Origin of the sequence: Arachidicoccus rhizosphaerae (assembly GCF_900107765.1) — a bacterium.
GTDB classification, from domain to species: domain Bacteria; phylum Bacteroidota; class Bacteroidia; order Chitinophagales; family Chitinophagaceae; genus Arachidicoccus; species Arachidicoccus rhizosphaerae.
Genome location: NZ_FNQY01000012.1, coordinates 115,442 through 137,765 on the forward strand (window position 1 = coordinate 115,442; position 22,324 = coordinate 137,765).

Here is a 22,324-nt window from a genome sequence, read left to right on the forward strand (position 1 = left end):
GGTCAGTGACCTGTTACGATTAATCAAACTTAAGATCCAGACCCAGACCTCTCAACTCATGTACTAATACATTGAAGGATTCAGGGATACCGGCCTTAGGCAGGTTATCGCCCTTCACGATGGCTTCGTATGTCTTCGCACGTCCGATGATATCATCAGATTTAATGGTTAACAGCTCCTGCAGGATATTGGCAGCACCGTAGGCTTCCAGAGCCCATACTTCCATTTCCCCGAAACGCTGACCACCAAATTGAGCTTTACCGCCCAGTGGCTGTTGGGTAATTAAAGAGTATGGTCCGATAGAACGGGCGTGCATCTTATCATCAACCATGTGGTGCAGTTTGATCATATAGATCACACCAACGGTAGCCTTCTGGTCAAAACGTTCACCGGTTTCTCCGTCATACAGGTAAGTATGACCCATGGATGGAATGCCTGCTTTTTCACAATACTGTGCAATTTCTTCAGGCTCTGCACCATCAAAGATCGGTGTTGCAAAGTTTACACCCAGGTTCTTACCACACCATCCAAGGATGGTTTCATAGATCTGTCCGATATTCATACGGGACGGCACCCCTAGTGGGTTCAGTACGATATCTACCGGTGTACCATCTTCCATGAACGGCATATCTTCTGCTCTTACAATCTTAGCCACAATACCTTTGTTACCGTGGCGACCGGCCATCTTATCCCCTACCTTCAGCTTACGCTTAACAGCTAAGTAAACCTTGGCCAGCTTCAGTACACCTGCAGGCAGTTCGTCACCGATAGAGATGTTGAATTTCTCTCTCTTATAACGACCCAGCTCTTCGTTGTACTTAATATTGTAGTTATGCAGTAATACGTTAATCTGATTATCCACCGTTTCGTCGCTGGTCCAACCCAGCGGATTTACGTTCTGATAATCAACAGCTCCCAGATTTTTCTGATTGAATTTAGCACCTTTGCCGATCAGCATCTCACCGAAGTTATTACTTACACCCGCAGAAGTCTTTTCTTTCAACAGGGTCTGTAATTTTTCCAAGAGCAGCGTTTTTAAGCCGGCTGCGTTTTCATTATGAATTTTCTCGATCTTTTCCAGCTGTGCTTTTTCACGGATCTTACCGTTTTTATCTTTTTTCGCTCTCTGGAAGAGTTTTTTATCGATGACAACACCTTCGGTACCATTCGGAGCTTTCAGAGAAGCATCCTTGGCATCACCTGCTTTATCTCCGAAGATAGCTCTTAAGAGTTTTTCTTCCGGTGTAGGATCGCTTTCACCTTTTGGTGTGATTTTACCAATCAGGATATCCCCTTCACGAACGGTAGCACCGATACGGATAATACCATGTTCATCCAGGTCTTTGGTAGCTTCTTCAGAAACGTTAGGAATGTCAGAAGTCAGTTCTTCTTCACCCAGTTTGGTATCACGTACTTCCAGTTCATATTCTTCAATATGAATAGAAGTGAACAGGTCTTCACGGACAACTTTTTCATTGATTACGATAGCATCTTCAAAGTTGTACCCTTTCCAAGGCATGAAGGCTACCTGCATGTTACGACCTAAAGCCAGTTCCCCGTCTTTAGTAGCGTAACCTTCTGTCAGGAAGTCTCCTTTTTTCACGTGCTGCCCTTTCTTAACGGCAGGACGCAGGTTAATGGAAGTGGCCTGGTTGGTTTTGATAAACTTAGTCAGCTTGTAGACAATCAGATCATCCTCAAAGCTTACCAGTCTGTCAGAATCATTTCTGTTATATCTTACATGCACCTCTTTAGCGTCGACAAATTCAACGACGCCGTCGCCTTCAGCATGAATCTGGATACGGGCATCACGGGCTGCTTTGCCTTCCAGACCTGTACCTACGATGGGGGCCTGTGGTAATAATAAAGGTACTGCCTGACGCTGCATGTTTGATCCCATCAGCGCACGGTTGGCATCATCATGCTCCAGGAAAGGAATCAGAGACGCACTCAGACCCACAATCTGGTTAGGAGCCACATCCATGAACTGAACATCATCTCTGTCCAGGACAGGGAAATCACCGGTTTCACGGCTGATGATACGCTCATCCACAAATACACCCTTTTCATCTAAAGGCGCACTGCTCTGGGCAATTTTTGCTTCATCTTCTTCTTCCGCACTCAGGAATTTCAGGTGTTTCAGATCCACCTTACCTTCATGCACTTCATGATATGGCGTTTCGATGAATCCCATATCATTGATTTTCGCATGTACGCAAAGCGTAGAGATCAAACCAATGTTCGGACCTTCGGGTGTTTCAATGGTACACAGACGGCCATAGTGAGAGTAGTGTACGTCACGTACCTCAAATCCGGCACGTTCACGGCTCAGACCGCCGGGTCCGAGGGCAGAGATACGACGTTTATGCGTAATCTCAGACAAGGGGTTGGTCTGGTCTAAGAACTGAGACAGCTGGGAAGTACCGAAAAATGAGTTAATCACAGAGGACAGCGTACGGGCGTTGATCAGATCAACCGGTGTAAACACCTCATTGTCACGTACGTTCATTCTTTCGCGGATGGTTCTGGCCATACGGGCAAGCCCCACACCGAACTGTGCATATAACTGCTCACCTACGGTTCTCACACGGCGGTTGCTCAGGTGATCGATATCATCAATTTCAGCCTTACCGTTGGTCAAACGAACCAGGTATTTGATGATTTCAATGATATCTTCTTTCGTCAGGACTTTGTTCTGTAATTTCTGTTTGACGTCCAGCTTACGGTTGATTTTGTAACGGCCGACTTCTCCCAGATCATAACGCTTGTCACTAAAGAATAATTTATCGATAATACCACGAGCCGTCTCATTATCCGGAGCGTCCGCACCGCGCAGCTGGCGGTAGATAAACTGAACAGCTTCCAATTCTGAGTTGGTGGTATCTTTATTTAAGGTATTGTAGATGATTGCGTAATCTCCTCCTACGTCTTCACGCTGGATAAATACGCTTTTCACTTCCAGATCAGCGATCAACTGGATGCTTTCCTCGTCAAGGACGGTATCGCGTTCCAGTACCACTTCATTTCTTTCCAGAGAAACAACTTCACCGGTATCCTCATCCACGAAATCTTCCACCCAGGCTTTCAGCACACGGGCAGCCAGTTTCTGGCCTTCATGTTTTTCCAGGGATTTTTTATCAGCAGGCACTTCTGTAGCCATACCAAACAGGGTCAGGATGTCCTTATCTGTTTCAAATCCGATAGAACGCAGTAAAGTAGTAACCGGGAATTTCTTTTTACGGTCGATATAAGCATACATGACATTGTTAATGTCTGTAGCAAATTCCATCCAGGCGCCTTTGAAAGGAATCACTCTGGCAGAATAAATCTTGGTACCATTCGGGTGAGTAGACTGTCCAAAGAATACACCAGGAGAACGGTGCAGCTGAGAAACGATTACGCGCTCAGCACCATTAATCACAAAGGTACCTCTTGGGGTCATGTAAGGGATGTTGCCTAAGAACACATCCTGAACAATGGTCTGGAAATCTACGTGTTCTTCATCATTACAACTTAACCGTAATTTGGCTTTTAAAGGTACAGCGTAGGTGAGTCCGCGCTCCATACATTCTTCAATAGAATATCTTGGGGGATCCACAAAATAATCCAGGAACTCCAACATGAAGATATTACGCGTATCCGTAATAGGAAAGTTCTCCTTAAATACACGGAACAGACCTTCGTTATTACGTTTGTCGGGCGTTGTTTCTAATTGGAAAAATTCACGGAAAGATTCAAGCTGAATGTCTAATAGGTCAGGGGTCTCAGCCAGGTGTTTGGTTTTACCGAAGCTGATCCTGTTGGTAACTTTAGTTGATGACATATCTGATTTTAACCGGTTTTACTTAATTAAGTTGAGGCAAACAGCAAAACAAAACAGGAAGAAATTGGCCATTTTCCTATTTTATCTGTCTATTTACCCAATTTTAAAGGGCAACAAAGGTACGAATTGTATTGATACTGGCAAAATGTATTTTCCATCCAAATATTCTAAGCGTAAATTACCCACTAAAGGCAGGTAAATTTAAACAATTCTTAGGATTTGTGACTATTTTCTGTTCCAAATAGGGCAAAACTGCCTCCGACCCAGGTCTGATTCTTATTTTGGGACACGCCGACCATATTGCCCTTGGTCAGCCGGGCCAGGTTACAGATCGGTATGGGGCTGTCTGCATTATCAGGCCAGACATAAAAAAGGCGGATTTCAGCCTTAGCCAGGCCGTCCGGCGTCTGAATGGCAGGGGCGTAATGCACTTTTCTTTGTAAAATATAATCCCCGTAAGCGCTTTTGGGCACCCGGGCTATATCAGCTGGCGTGACATCTATAATAACTCCATTTCCGGCAAAGGAAAATAAGGGCTTCAGGACATAATTTTCCAGATCCTCCGGAAAAGTTTCATAATCAGAGAGAAACTTAGTTTCCGGGATCCCCGGATCGGATAATAAAGGCAGGGTAAACTTACTCAGTCGGTAAAACCAGTTGGGATGGGTCAGCCACTGAACATCCAACTGCTCCGTAAGCAGGGCCGCCTGTGCTTTTACGTCCTCCTCCTGATGATCTAACTCATCAAATATCAACCGGTTATAAATCCTGTCGATCCGTATATCTTTACCGTCTCTCTGGTAATACAATGCATTGCCCACTTTTTTAATTTCCGTTAGACAGACGGCAGGTATCCCAAAATATTTCTCCGTGTACAAAAAATCAATCCTGGTTTTTTGCTTTTCAGGAAAGAGTTCCAGTAAAATGGTATGTGGATTTTTATTGTCCTGATTATCAGGACCGAGTAACAACTCACCCAATACCTGTTTTACACTTTGATCATCAAAACCGCCGATAAAAGGTGTAAAACCCGGCGGCAGATTATAAGCTGCGGCGGCGGCTTTATATTGTTTTAACTGATAGGCGAATAATGTGGGGAATCCCTGCATCTCTACCAGCTGAGGAAAAAAGTCTCCGGGATTTGCCCCGTCCTCACAAATACCAAAATCAAAAATCAGAAAATGCGGCCGGCCTTCACTGCCTGACACCCGGCGTCCTTTTGGGATCGCCTGGTCTGTTTTAGCCATAAAATCCGCTGCTTTGACCTGACTAATAATATAATCACAGGTTTGCCTCATTTTTTGCAAAAATGAGGTGGCTACAAAAACAGGGGTTTCCGCTACCCTAAAATCAAGCGCCCCCGGAAAATCTGCTTTAATTTGGTTCAGATAGTCCTGGTATTTCGCTTCGTTAAATTCCAGATTAAACGCGTGACGGGGAGAGAGTAACATGTAGACAATAAATTAAAAACTTTAAAACGATAAAAAACGGTTTAAAAGACCCGCTTAAAATGCCCGTTCAAATGTTGACGAATACCTTTGCGTAGTTTATCAGCAGACCTTGATTCAATCAAATCAATTAAATCACTGTGCGTTACCACCTTCTTGAATACCGGCATATCATTTAACATGCCGCTGCTGTGTACATAATTGAAAATGGGAAGCAGCATTTTCTGGAACCCCTTCATGGTATTGTTATCACAGATCTCATATAGTTTACTGTGAAAGGCGATTTCCTCATCAATTGCAAACAGATTAGGCATCTTATTGGGTGTTTCCTTAGACACAATGGCTCTTAACTCCTTAATATCCTGTTCAGTTACCCTTTTAATGATAAAATCGGCCATTCCGACTTCCAGCGAAAGCCGCATCTCAAAAATCTCCTTTAAAGTGTTCTGATCCAATATATCGGGGTTCATGCCCTTTTCAATAACCGAAACAATATCCGGGCTGGTCACCACAGCCCCTCTTTTCTTACGGGATTCTATCATCCCCCGGGTCCTGAGCCTGGAAAGGGCTTCCCGGACCACCGTCCGGCTGACCCCAAGTTGTGTGGAGAGCTCCAGTTCTTTTGGAATAACCGCTCCGACAGAATACTCTTTACTGGAGAGTAATTCGACCAGCGATTTTTCAATTTGATCTACCAGCGATTTTTTATCCATATTTTTCATGCAGAAGGCGTGTTATAGTTTCCAAAAATAACACACTTTTCTGAGACCACCCAGCCCGCAGAAACTCCCGGAACCCCATTTATCATAATATTTGCCTATAAATTGGTGATGACGGCCTCTGCAAAAGGGATCTGTATGGCAAGAGGAGCAAATATAAAAATGGAGCCTGGCTGGTCAAAAAAAGCGGCCGGTGCTTACTTCAGCCACTCCCTTAAAAACTTAAAAAAGGCGGGTACTTTCTCGAAGCCCCGCCCATAACCGCTGCTTTTTCTCCTTTCAAAGGCTGTCCATGATAGCTACGGTCATTATGTATCCCGGCAGCATCTCAAGGCCCGTTAAAAACCTGGTTTTGGTTACGACCAGACCGCCTGAACGATACATTTATTTATCCGTATAATGCTTCTCCACTAATGCATGTACCAGAGAGGGCAGTCACGCTATTCTACCTGAAAGATGATGGTCTGTTTTTCCCGGTATTTAACCACTCTGCCGTTTTGTATGGCGGGATTCCATTTTCCGCTGCGCTCTATCACCCGGACCGCTTCCCCCGCCGTACCAAAATCCGGATCGGGCGCTGACACCACCTGTACTTCTGAGGTCGTTCCGTCTTTGGCGACTAAAAAGGAAACAACAACTTTATAAATACCTGTTGCCGCTCCGTTTTCTACCGCGATCTGACTTCGCAGACTTCTTTCCAGGTATTTCTTCCAGGCTTCGGGTCCGCCAGGATACCTGGCTTCTACCTGAACGGTTGGAAAGATCTTATTATAATCCTCCTGTCCGTTACCCGCCCCGCCGACACCATTCCCCTTCCCATGATCCCCTACGCCGGTTACTTCAGGGGGAGCCGTCAGCAGCCCGTCTGCATGAAGACCGTGTTGGGTCACAGGTCCTACCCTTAGTGCATCGGTCTGTTTGGGAGGTTTCTCATCCGGCTTTACCAGGTTGTCATCCGTAACGCGGGGAACAGTCAGTTTTGCCATCTCCATCTTAGGGGGCTCGCTAGACGGTGCCGGCGGGATCTTTCTTGGCTTTTCAAGCGGTTTTTTATAATTGGTCAGATGAACAGGCTGGGTCTGCATCAGCCTTGGCGGTTCTATATTCCTGGATTTTGTCATTAGGGTGCTACCGACAAAAAGCAGTACGATAATACCTGTTCCAAACATTGCAAGCTCTATACGCCTGTTATAATTTTTTCTCAGCGCATAAGCTCCATAGGCTTTGTTTTTGCCCTCAAACAGGATATCCAGTTGACTGGCATTTAAAATTTCTTTGGCATCCATTTTTCTGATTTTTTAAAGTGATTAAAACAGATAACCTTAAAACAGTGATAATAGTAAGAGACTGCATCATTTATTAGGGCTTTTAATGCTGCCACATTGCTTAAAATACGAAAAGTGGCTATCTACGCACATCCGCCGTGATGTACATTCGCACCTTACTTACGACCGACTGAATCTAAGGGGGGACTTTTATAGCGACATAAACGTCCGATAAATGCCATGGCCATGACAAAAAACAATGAACCGGAAACGCTTTCATTTTATTGGATACTACTGACGGATAAAACCTGAAAAAATCATCCTGTTTTTATCCTGCCTATTGCACCAAAAAATGATCCTCTTCCATTGTAAGATGCGGCTTTCTCTATAATTCCATAAGCCGGATAATTTTATACAATATAATATGAATTAGTTAACAGTTGCCCGTCTGGCAAATATAAAGCCAGTACCCTGGTAAAATAATTTCCTGGTGTGGCTAGAGTCAAGGCTAGTCTATAAAAGGCCGATTATTCCACTACTTTGTGGTGCATAACAGGCTTTAAAAGCGATTATTCAATCCTAAACATTTACAGGTTAATTTATCTTTTGATCCAACTCACGAATAAAGCCTGTATAGGCCGGATCAACCTTGTTGACCAGGGCATAACTTAAAATCCTGTCAATAGAAAGTTCATCCAAAATATCAATGATATTTTTATAGGTACAGTCCTCTCCGGGCATAATGGTCACAAACAGATCATCCGGATTATTCAATGCATTTTTCTTCTGAAGAATCAAATGACGGATATCATTAAAATTGGTTCTTTGTACATTCACTAATCCTGGTGCGAGCTTCCCTTCATAAACATAGAGGCGGTTCTCTCCGCCAAGCCAGAGCGTTAACGCTCCTGATTGCTTAATAGCCTGATTAGGGGTATTGTTATCATCCGGCATTTTAAGATGCATGGATGTCAGATGAGACATTGAGGTGGTCAACATAAAAAAAGTAATCAGCAAAAAGCCCAAATCCACCATGGGCGTTAAATCAACGCGGGTAGACATTTTTTTACTTTTTCTTACGCCGGCACCTTTTCCTTTAGTATTACCGCTGTCTGATTTAGTTATTAATTCTGCCATGACTATAGATTTTAAAGTAGTTAAAAAATAAGCGCTTGCCACAGGCTGCTTATGAGCTATACCGTGGCTATTACCACGGCACAGCCCCCAAAAAGCCTACGGGAATATCTTCACTTAATGACTATACCAATAACCGGTCATGGCCATGACACGAAAAAGAATCAATCAAAAGCAGCTTTCAAGACCTCTGTCTGAAAGCACTGTAATTGCAGATTAACTTAAATAAATAGCCCTGCATTTAGCTAAAGGGGCTTAAAAAAGAACGCCACTAAAATATCCTATTAAAACTGCGCCCTTAATGGCTATATCCAGCCCCATCCAGCTCCTTAACCCCTCATATTATAGATGCATCAATGCATCTATTTCCATAAAATCTTCCAAAAAGGCCGGCGGGATAAACCTATAAACCAGACAGCAGACTTATATATTCACCTAAAGAAGATAAGGGCACTCTACCATAAAAGAGACCGTATGCAGTTTATTTAAGCAAAAAAGCCCCGGCTTGATGGGATAATTACTTATCCGACCAAGCCCGGGGCTTTTGTTTTATTTCATTTCCGTCAGGCGGATTATTCTTATTCAGCTACCTGGAAGATGATTTTTTGTTTTTCACGGTAAATTACAGAACGGCCATTCTGGATGGCTGGATTCCATTTACCACTTCTTTCGATTACACGTACAGCTTCAGCAGAAGTACCATAATCAGGATCAGGAGCAGAGATGGCTTTAACTTCAGATGTAGTACCATCTTTTGCTACCAGGAAGGATACCACCACAGTATAGGTGCCCGGAGGCGCTCCGTTATCTACTGGTGTCTGCTGACGCAGGTTTCTTTCCAGGTATTTTTTCCAGGCTTCAGGACCACCAGGGTACTTAGCTTCCACCTGTACAGAGGTAAACTCTTTGTTATAGTCACCATCACCGGAACCGCCGGCACCAGGGCCTTTACCGGTTCCACCGATACCTTTAACTTCCGGAGGAGCAGCTAATGCACCATCCATTTTCAAACCATGCTGAGTTACCGGACCTACCGTGATTTTTTCATCTTGTTTAGGAGGTTTCTCATCAGGTTTCACCAACTCATCCTTTACGACTTTAGGAACAGTAAACTGTTTCATTTCGATCTTAGGAGGCTCTGCCTTTGGTGGAGGCGGTGGAGGTGGGGCTTTCTTTGGTGGAGGAGGTTGATTTAATTTCTCAATCTTCACATCCTGCACTTCATACTTCTTGACCGCAGCATCATCCTTTTTGGGTTTGATCAACATAGCTGCCACAAATAGTACCACTAACGCTAAGGTCCCGATAAGGGCGATACGTATTCTTTTGGAGTATGTGCTGCGCAAGTCATAAGCCCCATACTCCTTATTCCTGCCATCAAACAGGATATCCAGAGCACTTGAACTTAATATTTTATTTGCGTCCATTTTAAAATTTTATTTAAATGTTGTAAGCCTTCCCTATCCTAAAATAGTGTCCGCTTATTATTTTCCAGCCTGATCCGCGATCGCATCCATTTTGTTGATGTTTGCAGAGTAACCAGTATCTACCTTGTTTACCAAGGCGTATCTTTCAACCACATCGATGGAGAATTCATCCAGAATATCAATGATATTTTTGTAAGTACTGTTGTTACCTGGCATAACGATCATAAACAGATCATCTGGAGGTGTCACTGCTTTTTTATCCAGGATCACCTGACGGATTGCTTTAAAATCCGACATCTGAACATTGGACAAATCAGCTTTCAATTCACCATCATAGTAATAGAGTCTGTTTTTATCCCCTAACCAGATGGTCATTGCACCGGACTGCTTTACATTTTGTTCTTTTGTATTCGCATTGTCGTCCGGCATTTTAAGATTCATGGAAGTAGGCTGACTCATTGTTGTTGTAAACATGAAAAATGTAATCAACAAAAATCCTAAATCCACCATGGGGGTCAAGTCCACCCTCGTGGACATCTTCTTCCCTTTCTTGACCCCAGGACCTTTCTTCCCCGTGTCTTTCGACGAGGTATCCATTTCTGCCATAGGATATTGCTTTTAAAGTTTTTTAATAATTAATTTAACCGTTTACAGGCTCCAATTTAGCCCCTTCGCTCTGTGCTTTTTTCCAAAGTTCCGTACCGCTTGGCACCCCTTCCGGATTAGTCACCATCTGGAATTCCAGGATGCTATTCTCTGTTAAGGCAGCGATTACGTTTTTGAACTCAGGGAATTTAGCTACATTATCCCCTTTGAGGATAACAGCCATTTTTGCATTAGGATCATCTGAAATCAGATCCCGTTGTACAGAAACAAATGCTTTCATCCAGACTTTCAGCTGATTGTTGGCCGTATCCTGAATCGGAATACCCGGCAACTTGTCATTGAGTGCTGCGACCGGTAACTGGCTGTATGCTTTCAGGTTATTGAAACTGGTTCCAATGATCGGCATGACCGCCAATTTATGGATTTCACCGGGAGTAAGACCCAGGTTCTGTTCCTGGTTGATCAGATCCAGTGCCTGTTCTTTGACAGGAACCATGTCACTGTTTAAGAAAGCATGGCCATTTTTGTCCAGAGAGATCATAATAAAGTTCTTCTCCGGAGCTATTTTAGACGCTACAGAAGAAGGCGTTGTGATAGGAATCTTTTCGTCGGGCTTAAACTTCGTCGTTAAGATGAAGAAAGTCAACAAAAGAAACGCAACGTCACACATCGCCGTCATATCTACGGTCGTACTTTTGCGTTTTACTTTGGCTCTTCCCATTTTAATTTATTTTAAATGCTTCTTTAATTAATAGATGCAGACTGCACCTAATTTCCACAAACCTTTTTCAGATAATTTCTAAAAAGGTAACCGCCCTTGCCCGGTGCAGCCACCACTGCTTAGGTGGCTGCCCGCATGGCGTGGCTTGCTTAACCTGCTGACTGGCAGTAGGTTATTTATAGATAGAAGCGAAGCTCTGAGTCAAAGTGAAGCCAGATTCATCGATACCGTAAGTGATACCATCGATTCTGGTTGTAAAAATGTTGTACATGATGATAGAAATCGCAGAAGTACCGATACCTAAGGCAGTGTTATACAGGGCCTCAGCGATACCTTTGGATAACTGTGTGGAAGCGCTACCACCTTCACTGGCAGCCAGGGCGGCAAACGCGGTAATCATACCCACAACCGTACCTAACAGACCAACCAGTGTGGCGATAGAGGCGATCGTTGATAAGAACACCAGGTTCTTTTCCAGCATTGGCAGTTCCAGTGCAGTTGCTTCTTCAATTTCCTTTTGAATGTTCAGTACTTTCTGATCAGTATCTAACTCAGTGTTAGTGATCATTTCTTTGTATTTGCCCAGACCGGCTTTCATTACATTACCGACAGAGCCTTTTTGTTTGTCGCACAGTGCCAGGGCCTTGTCAACATCTTTGTTGGCCAGGTTGAACTGTACGTTACGGATAAATTCGCCGATATTGCCTTTACCGCTTGCTTTAGCGATTGTCAGCATTCTTTCAATACAGAAAGTGATAACGATTAATAATAAACCGATCAAAACCGGTACGATGATACCACCATCATACATTCTTGATAAGCCTGTCTTAGCGTCCTCGTGTTTAGGCCAAAAGCCACCGCTCAGATCCGGTTTGTTGAAGTTAGCCGGATTACCTAATACAAATCTCCAAATAATGTAACCGATTACAATGCCCAGCACAGGGGCCACCCAAGAAATTGCATTAGAGCTTTTTTTAGGTTTTACGTTAGAAACGTGTTTTGCTGCTGCTTGAGCAGTTGGTTTAATTTCAGCCATGATGAAATTGTTTTTTAATGAATAACTGTGTTTAATGATTTTTAAATAACCCCAATACTAGGAAGAAATTCTTAAATAAGGAACATTAGTTTGTTACATTATTATAAACTAGCCCTGTACGTCAAAATACTCCATAGAAAGGCAGAGCAAATTATATATTTATTTTTACTGACCAAATTCTTTTTTCGATTTTTTTAAAAAAATTTTGATTTTGTTTTTTTTGTTTAACTTTTTTTTGGGGTCATTTATAGGCCTTTAAAGCCGCCCCTAACGCCTTTTGACCGTTTTTGGAAAATAGTATTTCATAAACAAACAACCATTATCTTTACGCTTCATGTTCTAACTAATTTTAACCAAAATGCACAAAAAACTACCCATGCTGGCAGGACTCGTGCTGTTTTCGGCTTTTTCATTTGCCCAAAAACCAGACAGTCTGCCTAAATCCCCAATTGACTCAGTAGCAACAGTTAAGAAGGATTCTACCCATAAACCTGAGCCCAGAAAGCCTGAAAAACCAGATCCGATTAAGCCTTATAAGGAAGTAATCAACGATTCTGCCATCAGCAAAACCGGTTTATTTACGGTACACAAAGTAGATGATAAATGGTATTTTGAAATACCGGATTCCCTGTTTAACAGGGACATTCTGGTGGTAACCCGCTTCGACAAAGTACCTGGCGGTGCCGGCATTTATGCCGGAGAAATTGTTAACCAGCAAATGGTTCGTTTTGTCAAAGGACCCGATAAAAATATCTATCTGCAGCTTAAAATGACGATCGCGCAGGCAGATTCTACCAACGCCATCTACCGTGCAGTACTCAATTCCAACGCGGATCCTTACCTGGCCTCCTTCCCGATCAAAGCCTACGGCCCGCACCATTCGGTGGTAGTTGAAGTGGAGAATTTATTTTTAGATGACAATCCGGCCCTTTCCTTCCGGTCATCCACTCGCAAAAGCCTGAGTATCGGTGGCTTAATGAAGGACCGCTCTTATATTCAATCCATTCATACCTATCCGATCAATACCGAAATTAAAACGGTTAAAACCTATGTCAGTCAGCCGGCGCCTCCGCAGCCGGGACAGCCTTTTAACCGCAGCCGGAGCTTTGATGCCGCCAGCGACGTAGGGCTGATTACGGTCGGCTTTAACCACTCTTTTCTGTTACTGCCGAAAACCCCTATGCAGCCCCGGCTATTTGATCCCAGAGTCGGCTATTTTGCAGACGGTTTTACCCGTTACGGCGATGATCAGCAGCGTGTTAAAGATGAACGATTTATTGTTCGCTGGAATCTGCAACCCAGACCGGAAGACTATCAGAAATGGAAGAGCGGGCAGTTGGTCACCCCGGCCAATCAGATTGTATATTATATAGATCCGGCCACCCCTAAAAAATGGCGTCCTTACCTGATTGCCGGCGTCAACGACTGGGCAAAAGCCTTCGAGAAAGCCGGATTTAAAGATGCCATTGTAGCTAAGCCCTGGCCTGAAAACGACACGACCATGAGTATGGAGGATGCCAGGTATTCTGTAATCCGGTATTTTGCCTCTGACATCGAAAATGCCTATGGCCCCAACGTCCATGACCCCAGAAGCGGGCAGATACTGGAAAGTCATATCGGCTGGTACCATAATGTCATGAAACTGGTGCATGACTGGTATATGATTCAGGCAGGCCCGATCGATAAAAGAGCCCGAAAAATGGTCTATGATGACGAACTGATGGGCGATCTGATCCGTTTTGTCTCCTCTCATGAAATCGGCCATACGCTTGGGCTGCGTCATAATTTTGGCAGCAGCAGTACGGTGCCCGTAGAGCTGCTCCGTAATAAAAAATGGGTAGAAGCCCATGGCCACACGCCTTCCATTATGGATTACGCCCGTTTTAACTATGTTGCCCAACCGGAAGATAATATCGGACCCAAGGGCATTTATCCCAGAATCGGAGAATATGACGACTGGGCCATCCGGTGGGGGTATTCCTATAGCGGCGCAACCAGTCCTAAAGAAGACCAGAAGATAACCAATAAATGGATCGTGGAAAACCTCTCTAAGAATCCCAGACTCTGGTTTGGTACAGAAACAGATCCTTATGATCCGAGAAGCCAGAGTGAATGTCTGGGAGATGATAATGTCCTTGCCAGTGAATACGGTATCAAAAATCTGAAAGTTGTACTGAAAAATCTGCCTGAGTGGACCTATGAAGAGGGGAACCTGTATGAAAACCTGGATGAAATGTACAACCAGGTCATCGGTCAGTTCAACCGTTATATGGGCCATGTACTTAAAAATGTGGGCGGCATAGAAAGCACGCCAAAAAGTATCGAGCAGCAGGGGGACGTGTATTCCCCAACCCCTACCGCCATGCAACAGAAGGCCGTAGCCTTCCTGAATGACCAGTTATTCACTACCCCTACCTGGTTGCTGGATACTGCCGTACTGGACAAAATCAGCACCCCGGCTACCGAAGAAACCCTGTACCGCTTACAAAAAGGCATCCTGGGTAGTCTGATCTCAGCTACCAGGCTCCAGCGGCTTAGCTTTTGCAGTGAACGTTACGGCCGTGACAACACCTATCAGCCAGAGGCGTTACTAAGCAGTGTTGAAGGCAACCTGTTTAAGGAACTATCTGGTAATCAGGTCATTTCATTTAGCAGAAGAGCCCTTCAGAAAGCCTATGTTGACGGCTTGATTCAGGATCTGAGTCCGGATAAATCCGCCGTAAATGACCAGCTGCAAGCCATCCTGGGTGGCGCTTACGCCGAGTCCGACGTACCTTCTCTGGTCAGAGGCCACCTGATTGCCCTGCAATCTAAATTAGCTGCTGCAGCGGGCAGCTATCAGGATCCCATGAGTAAATACCATCTGCAGGATCTGCTATTCAGGGTAAACAAAGCCTTGGATATGAAATAGCTTTTCAAGATCTGAAAAATAAAAAAGTCAGATAACTGACAGTGAAGAGGGGGCAGATGCCCCCTCTTTTTATGGCAGGGTTCCTGTTAACGGACTGGGTAATAGCACATTTCGGCAAAATAACCGGTATTAACCGATTTGCAGGCCTGCTGCACCATCCTCACAAGGCAATACTAAAGATTTGTTTATTCATTAGAACGCGTAATTTTACAGGGAGATTTTTGATGCTGACACTATTCAGATCAAAGCAGTTATCTTCGACACTTAAGGAGTCAAAAGGCTATTTTGGAGGTCATAAAGGCGCATCAAAAAAATTATTTTGGAATAATCTTGCGACATATGCTTTTTATACCTACCTTTGCAGTCCTAATTTTTTAATGTTATGTTCGCAGTTGTAAAAATCGCAGGCCAACAATTTAGAGTACAGGAAGGTGATACCCTTTTCGTACCACACCTGTCTGCAAATAATGGTGATAAAGTTGAGTTTAAAGACGTTCTGCTGGTAAGCGCCGATGGAGCTTTATCTGTAGGTACCGATGTGACTAAAGTTGTAAAAGCTGAAGTCTTAAATAGTCTGGTACAAGGCGATAAAGTAATTGCTTACAAACAAAAAAGAAGAAAAGGCTTCCGTAAGAAGCACGGTCACAGAACGCAGTATACACATATCAAGATTGATGCTATCGCATAATTATTGATACTTAACTATTTACAAACTTTTTAATTATATAATACCATGGCACATAAGAAAGGTGAAGGTAGTGTAAAGAACGGTCGGGACTCCCGCAGCAAACGTTTAGGCGTTAAGATCTTCGGTGGTCAGCCAGCTATCTCCGGAAACATCATTGTACGTCAGCGTGGTACCAAATTCCATTCTGGTAAAAACGTTGGTGTTGGTAAAGACTTTACTTTATTCGCACTGACTGACGGTATCGTTGAATTCAGAAAAACCAAAGGTGATATCACTAAGGTTTCTGTAATTCCTTCTGAAGCTCCTGCAGAAGCTTAGTTTTTAAGCGGGGTAGGCTCTAAAGGCTACGAATACAACTACTATTTAGGTTAATAATAGCAACTCTTTAGCTGTCGGACCGTGTCCGACAGCTTTTTTATGCCCATAAGCCAGGTATGGGAGCGTTGTAACATTATATAAAATAACACCTGGACAGTGGTGTTGGCTGCGGCCCCCTATTCCCTGAGCTTTTGTGGATACTCCGTGAGCTCAAATGAGTAGTTGGTTGAGGCAAATGTCTGCAGATCACTGATCGTATAGTAAATCAGCTGCCCCATATGATGTGGATCCAACGCCTGCCCATATAGAGTGGCATAGGCCTTTAGGGCCTTTAGCCCGTCGTGAGGCAGCGGATCTTTACCCAGGGCATAGCCGTAAGCCCTGGTGGCTGCCAATAACTGCTGATCAGCACTACTGAGGCCGTTAAATGCATCGCCGGAGGCTATGGCATCCGTGGACGCCTGAAATAAGCGGTTAAGTGCCAGACGAAGCTCCTCAGCACTACTGTCAGACTCCATAACCAGATAAACCTCTTCTCCGAAAGCAAGACTGGAAACAATTCCCGGCGTATTTTGACCAAACAGCTCCAGCCACTTGTCATCAGTAGTGTCTATTTTCAAAAAAGGCGCATAAATAGGCGGCTGCAAAATCAGATTTGCCTTTATCACCTGAAAAGTCATAACCACTCTTCCTTTATCTGCATCCAGCCGGGTTGTATCCTTAAAACCCAGGTCAAATAATTGATTTAAGTCCTGATAAATCCCCAGCATTCCGCGCAGATAATTAAACCGGTCTTTAAATGCAGTCGGTGAAGCGCTGTATATGGAAGGCGTCTGCTGGACGCCTTTGTCAAAATTCGCCTGAATAGTACTTAGCAGCTTATGGTCATTAGATCCGGAAGCCTGAACATTTTCCAAGGCAAAATCATCTATTGGCAGGTTGGTATAAATTGTTACAGGATTGCGCAGATCCTGACGGATGGAGATGAAAGTCGGCTTTAAAAGGCTTTTGCTGTCTGTTTTTGTGAGCACGGCCCCTAAATACAGGCTGTTTCTGGTTTCAGGATATAAAACGGGCACTTTGCTAAACTGGTAGTTTTTTGTAATGGGTGCCGGCTCATTACTACCGGTGTCGTCACCCGGATGATCCGGATTACCGGTACTGGAATCCGTAGGCGGGATTACGGGAGGCGGGCCGGGCGTTCCGCTCTTACTACAGGAAACGATGAGTAAGATCCCCAAAAAGAGACCTGACACAACGGTTAATCGTATTGGCCGGTTTGAATTCCAAAAAAGTGCAGTAAGGCGGTTCATAGGTATATTTTTAGACGTTGAAAGCCCATCCTTTATACAAGGTGTAGGGGTAAATAAAGATGAGCCAGGATGTAATTAGCGTTTTACCCGGGCTGACTGTAAAAGACTTCGGGTAAAGCGTTCAACGAATATACCAATAAACTATGAATTAATCAATAATATTCCAGATTAATGGAAAAAAATAACCCGTATTATCATTTCCACAAGGCACAGGTATCAGGAGACCCATTCCGTCAGCTAAACCACCCAGCGGTCACATTTTTCCAAAAAGGCCGCATCCGTCTGGATGCCGATACCGGGGAGCAAAGGCTCCGGTAAGCTCAGACGGTAGTCTTGGATATGTACGCCCCTGGTTACAGGGTCTTCCAGATGCCCCAATAGACAGGTATCCATATCAAAAAACCGGATATTACCGGAAGCCATCACCATATGCGTCATAGCGGTCAGTGCCACTCTGGATTCCAGCATACCTCCCATCATGCAGGGTATTGCGTAAGCAGCTGCGGCGCTCGCGATTTCAAGTCCACGGGTAATCCCGCCCGATTTAGCGAGCTTGATATTAATATAATCAAACCCGGCCCTGTGGCACTTTTCTACATCCCGCAGGTGATAACAGCTCTCGTCTGCCATAATAGGAATGCCTACTTCCGCCTTTAAGGCTAAAATCTCGTGATCCAGATAACTGGGCAGCGGCTGCTCACAAAATGCAATATCCAGACCTAAAGCCTGCATTCCTCCAAGAGCCGTTTTAGCTGCCTGAAGGCTCCATCCCTGATTGGCATCCAACTGTATTTGTATATCCGGTCCAATGGCCGCTCTGATTAGTTCAATACGCCTGATATCCTCCTTCGGGTCTTTTCCCACCTTCACCTTAATGATTTGTGCTTTATTTTCCTTAAACGTCAATGCCTGGCTGGCCATTTGTTCCGCAGTGCCAATCCCTACGGTTATATCCGTGGTAATGGGTTTTAGCTGTCCGCCCAGATAAGCAAATAAAGGCTTATTGTCTGCCTGGGCCGCAATATCCACGAGCGCCATATCAAAGGCACTCTTAATGGTCGTATTGCCTGCGATATACCTGTCAAAGTCTTCCAGGTGCTGCTGGATCTGCAGGGGATCTTTATCTTTTATGATGGCAGCCAGATCCCTGCCGACTGCAAGACAGGTTCCCTGGGTTTCTCCAACAATCATGGGAAAGGCGGAGCATTCCCCTGTCCCTATCAGTCCTTCATCCGTATAGATCCGGATCAGGACATTCTGGGCATAATCCATTGTGCCCGTTGCGATGGCAAAGGGCACCATCGAAATACTAAAACCGTAGATTTCTGTATGGGTAATTTTCATAAGAGAATACTTAGGATGGGAGAACAAATGTCTTTTCTATTTTTTTTAAAATTACTGTTTACAGGGCATAACCAATGATTTTTTTGTGATGCGGGGCCGGTTTTGTAAATTGTGTAGGGTTTTTCATCAACTGCTTTAACGATTAGTCTCAGTTACCGCTTTTCATGACTGATTAACCGGGACTGGCAAGTCAAAATAGGGCAGTCTGCTTTTATCTGAAATCTATAAAACCGGATTATCATGATAGGTCATTTAAGTCAGGCAGAACAGGCCGTACTTTACCCAAAGGACAGAAAACTGGTCATGGTCATTAAACCCTATATGTGGGTTATTTTCGGGGCCATCATTGTCATTCCTATTGCAGCGGCCTGGATTCAGTATCTCTTTTTCGGCCTCCCTTCTGACCCCTCGGCCGTACTGGTCACCCTGCCATCAAAAGCAGATCCGGGCTTCCCCCTCTGGGCAAGATTAAGTCACTGGGTAAATTTTTTATTTTTATCCCTGATCATCCGCAGCGGTCTTTCTATTTTGGTCGATCACCCCAGACTCTATTTTAATAATGGCTGCGCTCCGGAATCCGAATGGGTGCGCTTTACACCTGTACAGGTACCCAAGGACAGGTTGTGGACCGCCAAAGAGGATGCCAGATACATCAGTCCGGTGCTGGGTCTGCCAGGATATCGGCACAGCATAGGGCTTGCCCGGGTATGGCATTTTCTCACAGTGCCGTTTTTTGTACTCAATGGCATTATTTTTATCTGTTATTTATTATTCACCAATCACTGGCTCAGACTGGTACCGACTTCCTGGCAGATACTGCCTGATGCCTGGCATGTCTTTGTCCATTATGCCACTTTCAATTTTCCGGTGGAACCCAACGGATTTTATCATTATAATGCCTTGCAACAGCTGGCTTATTTTGCCGTCGTCTTCCTACTGGCACCGCTGGCCATCCTGACCGGACTTGCGATGTCTCCGGCCATCTCCAACCGCTTCCCCTGGTACCCTAAATTATTCGGCAACCGACAATGTGCCCGCTCGGGGCATTTTATGGTCATGGTCTGTTACCTGGTCTTTATTGTTATTCACGTAGGACTTGTGGTAGCGACAGGCCTTTCCCGCAATCTGAATCATATTGTTATGGGAACGGACAGCACCACCAGTAACATGGGCCTTTATATCGGTATTGGGATCGTACTGTTTGTCGTCATCTGTTGCTTTGTGGCCTTATGGCTAAGCTGGCATCGTCCCAGACAATTACAAAGGGCTCAGGCAGCCGTCAATGGCAATCTGTGGCGCAGGAGCATCAATACTTTTAAACCTGCCAGGTATTATACCAAAAAGGACATTTCTCCTTTTTTCTGGCCCAATGGCAAAATACCGGAAGACTCTGAAAAGTGGGTGGAACTGGCAAAAAATAATTTTAAAGACTACAAATTAAAAATTACAGGACTGGTAGAAAATCCCATGGAACTTTCTTTAGAGGAACTTAAAAAGATTGCCATGGATCAGAATATCACCATGCACCATTGTATACAGGGATGGTCCGGAATCGCGGAGTGGGGTGGATTACCCTTGCACAAACTCATTGAGCTGGTAAAACCGCATGACAATGTCACTACGGTAGCTTTTTATTCATTCGGGACCGGGTTATATGGCGGAGTTTATTACGATACGCATACCCTGGATAACTGTAAAAAACCATTAAGTCTTCTGGCCTGGGAGATGAATTACAAACCCTTGTCCATTGAACATGGGGCTCCTCTCAGACTCAGAATTGAAAACCAGCTCGGCTACAAAATGGTAAAATGGATCGATTATATTGAATTTGTAGCATCCCATACAGATGTTGGGAAAGGATATGGTGGCAAAAATGAGGATGATGAATATTTTGATCTGCTGGCTGATACCTAGCGCCAAAACCATAAAAAAAAGCAACTTTTGGCCAGATATAATTTCTTATAACCAGCCAAAATCAACAAAAAAGGCAACTTTTGGCTAGATATAAACCATTATAACGGGTCAAAATCACAGCGAATCATACACTATGATTGAATAATATACCTTCAAATACTATAAACTTCCAAAAAAAATCACCAAAGACTACATCCACCATATCCGGTTCAGCCATACACTACATTATGAAAAAAGTAAATCCTCTCAATTACCTTATCTTTAGTCAACTTTGTTTATCTAATTTTTCGAAAACGAATGAGCGAATGAAGCAGGCGGCAAAAAAAATCTACATAATGATTCCCGGTGGTTGGCATGGCGGATGGTCTTTTGATCCCATAAAAGACCGGCTTATAAAAACAGGCCATGACTTCCTTGCGCTTACCCTGCCCGGCCTTGAACATCCTAGCCTGCCTCATAAAAAAGTAATAAATCTGGATACCCATATCCGGTACGTTGTAGACCAGCTTGTCGAACAAGATTTCAGTCAGGTTATATTATGCGCCCACAGCTATGGAGGACTTGTTATAACGGGAGTTGCTGATCAAATCCCGGAAAAAATCCACTCGCTTGTCTATATTGATGCCTATATCCCAGAAAACGGAGATTCCTGCTGGAAACTCACCAGCGAAGTTTACAGAGATTTATTTATTGAAGGCGTTGCTCACGACGGTTATACCGTCGCCGTTCCTCCTGGTACTGAAAAACGCAGAGTACCCCATCCGGTAGCCACGTTTATGCAGGCTTTACATTTGACAGGCCGATATAAACAAATCCGTAACCGCGTTTTCGTTTACGCCAGTGGTTGGGCCGCAACGCCATTTAAAAAACAATATGAGGCCCTGAAAAATAATCCCGAGTGGCATCTTGAAACAATACATTGCGGGCATAATGTTATGAGAGAAGCCCCCGAAAATCTGACGGCTATTCTGGAAAAAACTGCAGATTTATAGATGCAGGTTTAATTGGGTACTTTTTACCTATTGCATTCAACCCATATATCATGAAATAATAAAGGCTCTTGCCTGAAAATTGGAAACCACTAAGCCAGGATATCCAGGAGAATAGCATTATTAAACAATGTGCCGAAGCCCAGCCAACACGCTGATATCAAAAACACGAACAATGGTATTCCTTTACGGGCTGATCAGAAGCCTTCAGTCCTAGATGTTCTATCATCATCTCTACATTACTTTAGCCCATAAAATTCTCATTTTATTTGCCGAAAAAATTATATCGGTAGTTTCACATAACAATGACGGTTAGCTCTGAATGCTCAAGGCTTGAAATACCCCAGTAATACGGTCAATCATCCAAAAAGAGGTGCTTCCACGATTCATGCTCGCTGCGTATTTTCTTCATCAAGAGCCGATAAATAGGCTTCTATAGTGATGAGAGCAGGGCCTGAACTGCAGGGGTTTGCCGAATGGAATAGTGGGGTGGAATCAGATATCTATTTGCTAAACAGGCGGGCAACCACCACCACCATACCACCGAAGACAACCCTGACTGATGATCAACCGTAAAACACATTAAGACTGATAAACCCGACGTCCTTTTTGTTCATTTGACGAGGTCGATATGGTGCCGGCCAGGGTATCGGATGTTGGAACAAAAG

The 22,324-nt window shown here is 44.1% G+C and carries 17 protein-coding genes; 6 read left to right on the forward strand and 11 right to left on the reverse strand.

The genetic code is table 11. From position 1 onward, the window contains the following. Positions 1-19: 19 nt before the first annotated feature. From rpoB to BLU80_RS11700, 9 genes are all read right to left on the reverse strand, one after another. A complete protein-coding gene (gene rpoB / locus BLU80_RS11660) occupies positions 20-3,823 on the reverse strand; it encodes a DNA-directed RNA polymerase subunit beta (protein WP_091398393.1) in 3,804 nt (1,267 codons plus the stop codon). 212 nt (positions 3,824-4,035) lie between these two features. Beyond that, the gene (locus tag BLU80_RS11665) at positions 4,036-5,274 is read right to left on the reverse strand and encodes an ATP-grasp domain-containing protein (protein ID WP_091398395.1); all 1,239 of its coding nucleotides are present in this window, start codon (positions 5,272-5,274) and stop codon (positions 4,036-4,038) included. Between the two features lie 41 nt (positions 5,275-5,315). Further along, complete coding sequence (locus tag BLU80_RS11670) at positions 5,316-5,984, reverse strand: FadR/GntR family transcriptional regulator (RefSeq protein WP_244518886.1); 669 nt, start codon at positions 5,982-5,984, stop codon at positions 5,316-5,318. A gap of 446 nt (positions 5,985-6,430) precedes the next feature. Then, on the reverse strand, positions 6,431-7,276 hold the full coding sequence (locus BLU80_RS11675; RefSeq protein ID WP_091398401.1) for an energy transducer TonB: 846 nt from the start codon (positions 7,274-7,276) through the stop codon (positions 6,431-6,433). A 573-nt stretch (positions 7,277-7,849) separates the two neighbouring features. Beyond that, on the reverse strand, positions 7,850-8,392 hold the full coding sequence (locus BLU80_RS11680) for an ExbD/TolR family protein (RefSeq protein WP_091398404.1): 543 nt from the start codon (positions 8,390-8,392) through the stop codon (positions 7,850-7,852). 575 nt (positions 8,393-8,967) lie between these two features. Continuing rightward, positions 8,968-9,816 carry an energy transducer TonB gene (locus tag BLU80_RS11685; RefSeq protein WP_091398406.1) on the reverse strand — a complete coding sequence of 283 codons (849 nt, stop codon included), beginning with the start codon at positions 9,814-9,816 and terminating at the stop codon, positions 8,968-8,970. Between the two features lie 57 nt (positions 9,817-9,873). Continuing rightward, positions 9,874-10,422, reverse strand: a complete 549-nt coding sequence (locus BLU80_RS11690; RefSeq protein ID WP_091398409.1) for an ExbD/TolR family protein — start codon at positions 10,420-10,422, stop codon at positions 9,874-9,876. A 34-nt stretch (positions 10,423-10,456) separates the two neighbouring features. Then, positions 10,457-11,143, reverse strand: a complete 687-nt coding sequence (locus tag BLU80_RS11695; protein ID WP_091398411.1) for an ExbD/TolR family protein — start codon at positions 11,141-11,143, stop codon at positions 10,457-10,459. A 172-nt stretch (positions 11,144-11,315) separates the two neighbouring features. Next, on the reverse strand, positions 11,316-12,179 hold the full coding sequence (locus BLU80_RS11700; RefSeq protein WP_091398413.1) for a MotA/TolQ/ExbB proton channel family protein: 864 nt from the start codon (positions 12,177-12,179) through the stop codon (positions 11,316-11,318). A 358-nt stretch (positions 12,180-12,537) separates the two neighbouring features. On the opposite strand from BLU80_RS11700, the gene BLU80_RS11705 reads away from it, so the two are divergent. From BLU80_RS11705 to rpmA, 3 genes are all read left to right on the forward strand, one after another. Continuing rightward, complete coding sequence (locus BLU80_RS11705) at positions 12,538-15,090, forward strand: zinc-dependent metalloprotease (RefSeq protein ID WP_091398416.1); 2,553 nt, start codon at positions 12,538-12,540, stop codon at positions 15,088-15,090. Positions 15,091-15,472: 382 nt separating this feature from the next. Beyond that, positions 15,473-15,778, forward strand: a complete 306-nt coding sequence (rplU, locus tag BLU80_RS11715) for a 50S ribosomal protein L21 (RefSeq protein ID WP_091398420.1) — start codon at positions 15,473-15,475, stop codon at positions 15,776-15,778. A 45-nt stretch (positions 15,779-15,823) separates the two neighbouring features. Further along, a complete protein-coding gene (gene rpmA, locus BLU80_RS11720) occupies positions 15,824-16,096 on the forward strand; it encodes a 50S ribosomal protein L27 (RefSeq protein WP_091398423.1) in 273 nt (90 codons plus the stop codon). A gap of 176 nt (positions 16,097-16,272) precedes the next feature. Here the strand turns inward: rpmA and BLU80_RS11725 are convergent, their stop codons facing one another. Together BLU80_RS11725 and BLU80_RS11730 are read right to left on the reverse strand one after the other, a co-directional pair. After that, a complete protein-coding gene (locus BLU80_RS11725; RefSeq protein ID WP_139188139.1) occupies positions 16,273-17,409 on the reverse strand; it encodes a hypothetical protein in 1,137 nt (378 codons plus the stop codon). A 237-nt stretch (positions 17,410-17,646) separates the two neighbouring features. Continuing rightward, positions 17,647-18,753 (reverse strand): mandelate racemase/muconate lactonizing enzyme family protein, encoded by a 1,107-nt coding sequence (locus BLU80_RS11730; RefSeq protein ID WP_091398428.1) that lies wholly within the window; start codon positions 18,751-18,753, stop codon positions 17,647-17,649. Positions 18,754-18,993: 240 nt separating this feature from the next. Between BLU80_RS11730 and BLU80_RS11735 the strand changes: the two genes are divergently transcribed. The 3 genes from BLU80_RS11735 (at position 18,994) to BLU80_RS19970 (ending at position 22,232) form a co-directional block, all read left to right on the forward strand. After that, entirely contained in the window at positions 18,994-20,667 is a 1,674-nt protein-coding gene (locus BLU80_RS11735; RefSeq protein WP_244518887.1) for a molybdopterin-dependent oxidoreductase, read from the forward strand. 335 nt (positions 20,668-21,002) lie between these two features. Further along, the gene (locus BLU80_RS11740; protein WP_170831219.1) at positions 21,003-21,659 is read left to right on the forward strand and encodes an alpha/beta fold hydrolase; all 657 of its coding nucleotides are present in this window, start codon (positions 21,003-21,005) and stop codon (positions 21,657-21,659) included. Positions 21,660-22,097: 438 nt separating this feature from the next. Continuing rightward, on the forward strand, positions 22,098-22,232 hold the full coding sequence (locus BLU80_RS19970) for a hypothetical protein (protein ID WP_262482927.1): 135 nt from the start codon (positions 22,098-22,100) through the stop codon (positions 22,230-22,232). Positions 22,233-22,324 lie beyond the last annotated feature (92 nt).